This window comes from Cylindrospermopsis sp. CR12 (assembly GCF_001432185.1).
GTDB lineage: Bacteria > Cyanobacteriota > Cyanobacteriia > Cyanobacteriales > Nostocaceae > Raphidiopsis > Raphidiopsis raciborskii.
In genome coordinates this window covers 1-2,593 of sequence record NZ_LMVE01000055.1, presented here as the reverse complement: position 1 = coordinate 2,593, position 2,593 = coordinate 1, and the positions used below count along the sequence as shown (strand labels likewise).

Sequence of the window (2,593 nt, the reverse complement as noted above, 5' to 3'; positions counted from 1 at the left end):
ACTACATGAAAATTGCTGTAATCGCCCCAATTATCTTGACCGCTGACCTCTTTGGACTAGTTATTTCCCTAGCACTAACATCCTATTTAAGGCTTGGACACGTACAACTCATACTCAACCCAACCACATGGGCATTTGTCTTCCTAATTCTTACAGGGATGTACTTACTAGATACATACCATCCCAATAAGCAAATTGCCGGAATGCGAGCTGGGGCCAGGGTCATCGTTAGCAACTCTACCACTGCTCTCCTCTGCTCGCTGTTAATTTATCTCGCCAACTCCTGGCAAAAAGATTTATCCTTAGACCCAATAACATTTCTAATTAGCTTAGTCGCTTTTACAATCTGGGCTATCAATATCCGACTATTGGCAGCTCAGTGGGAGCGATCGCACGTACAAAATTCCTATTGGCTAATGCTGGGCGCTGGGGATAGGTCTATGAAATTTGCCGACATTTTCTCCCAGACCAAGCATAGTGGACAATTGATAGTCCTAACGGAAAATCCCTATATACCTAAGCTCAATGGCATGGACCCTCCACTCATCTTAGACAAACTAGATAATCTGCCCAATTGGGCTGACCAAAAGTGGTCTGGAGTAGTTGTGGGAGATGGCATAGATATATCTGATAACTTACATCAGACATTGATGAAACTTCGCCTACAGGGCATTCCAGTGTATAGACTGCCTGATGCTTGTGAAGAACTATGTTGGAAAATCTCCCCCTCTTTGCTAGAAGATCATTGGTTCGCCTTCAGTAGTGGGTTCAATTTGGTCTCCGGTAGTCTGAGAATTAGGGTTAAACGTGTCATCGATATTGTCCTAGCTACTCTATTACTAGTAACACTGTTTCCAATTATGGTAGTGGTGGGAATCTTGATTAAATTGGAGAGTCCCGGACCCATTTTCTATAGCCAGATCCGCACAGGACTCCATGGCAACCCATTTCGAGTGTACAAATTCCGCTCCATGTATAAGGATGCGGAAAAAAGAGGGGCCCAATGGGCAAGTGAACGGGATCCCCGGATTACCAAGGTTGGTTACTGGTTGAGGATCTTACGCATTGACGAACTACCACAAATTTTGAATGTGTTACGGGGAGAAATGAGTCTGATTGGTCCCCGTCCAGAAAGACCAGAATTTGATATCAAGCTGAAAGAGGCCATTCCTTACTACGAATTGCGTTATCTGGTCAAACCGGGAATTACTGGTTGGGCTCAGGTTCTCTATCCTTATGGAGCTTCCTTGGAGGATTCCTATGAAAAGCTGGCTTATGACCTCTACTACATCAAAAATTATTCTCTATGGTTAGACTTTGCTATCATTTTCAAAACCATCAGAGTGGTCTTTTTAGGTAAAGGTAGATGAATAAAATGGTTAGACTTTGCTATCATTTTCAAAACCATCAGAGTGGTCTTTTTAGGTAAAGGTAGATGAATAAAAAGGTTTTGGTAACTGGGGGTGCAGGCTATATTGGCTCCCATGTGGTGCTTCAGTTAGCTGAATCGGGGTATGATATAGTAGTATATGATAATTGTTCCACTGGTACGCCCGATTCTGTACTTCATGGGGAGCTAGTAGTTGGAGACTTGTCAGATATAGACCGACTTTACCAAATATTTAGCCAGCACAGATTTAGTGCAGTATTACATTTTGCAGCCAGTTTAGTGGTTCCAGAGTCCGTAGCCCATCCCCTAGACTACTATACTAACAACACCCGTAACACACTCAACCTGCTACGGTGCTGTAGTGTGATGGGAGTCAACCAGTTTGTTTTTTCCAGCACAGCTGCAGTTTATGGACAACCCCAGGAAAATCCCGTAACAGAAGAGAGTCCTACCTCACCCATTAATCCTTACGGTCGTTCCAAGCTGATGAGCGAGTGGATAATTCAGGATCATGGATTGGCATCTGATTTTCGCTACGTAATTTTACGGTACTTTAATGTTGCTGGAGCCGATTCCCGGGGGAGACTTGGTTCCAACTCACCCCATGCCAACCACCTAATTGCCAATGCTTGTAATGTGGCACTGAAACGCCAACCGGAACTCAAGATTTTCGGTGTGGATTTTCCCACTGTGGATGGTACGGGAGTGCGTGATTATATTCATGTAGAAGATTTAGCTTCAGCCCATGTGGATGCCTTGAAGTATTTGGAGAATAATGGAACGTCCCAAATTTTAAACTGTGGGTACGGTAAAGGTTATAGTGTGTTGCAAGTAGTAGAAAGAATCAGAGCTATTTCTGGGATGGATATTCCCATAACCATAGCCAGTCGTCGTCCGGGGGATCCAGCTTGTGTGACTGCTCATGCACAGAAGATTAAGCAAGTTCTCAATTGGGAACCTAAGTATGATAACCTGGATGATATAATATCTACCACTCTGGATTGGGAAAAAAGTAAAGCCACCAGGTAAGTGATTGTTTTAAATTGGACTTCGTCATTTTTTGCCTTATTCGTGTAAGCTTGACAAGCTCAAGGGATCCAGTAAATTCATTCCCTGGATCAAAGCCCAAGTTGATTGAACCCAATATATGTTTCATCAATTATGTTGTATGTGACCCCTGGAGACAGTCTCCAGGTGTGGTTT

General features: G+C 43.4%; 2 protein-coding genes. Both read left to right on the top strand.

The window, feature by feature from the left end; translation table 11 throughout:
• Window positions 1-5: 5 nt before the first annotated feature.
• Window positions 6-1,370, top strand: coding sequence for a sugar transferase (locus tag ASL19_RS07630; protein WP_057177882.1), 1,365 nt, complete (start codon window positions 6-8; stop codon window positions 1,368-1,370).
• A gap of 65 nt (window positions 1,371-1,435) precedes the next feature.
• Window positions 1,436-2,419 (top strand): UDP-glucose 4-epimerase GalE, encoded by a 984-nt coding sequence (galE, locus tag ASL19_RS07625; RefSeq protein WP_057177881.1) that lies wholly within the window; start codon window positions 1,436-1,438, stop codon window positions 2,417-2,419.
• The last annotated feature ends 174 nt before the right edge of the window (window positions 2,420-2,593 follow it).

Coding starts and splice junctions, on each gene's coding strand:
- ASL19_RS07630 (WP_057177882.1), top strand. CDS start 6: ATGAAAATTGCTGTAATCGCCCCAATTATCTTGACCGCTGACCTCTTT.
- galE (WP_057177881.1), top strand. CDS start 1,436: ATGAATAAAAAGGTTTTGGTAACTGGGGGTGCAGGCTATATTGGCTCC.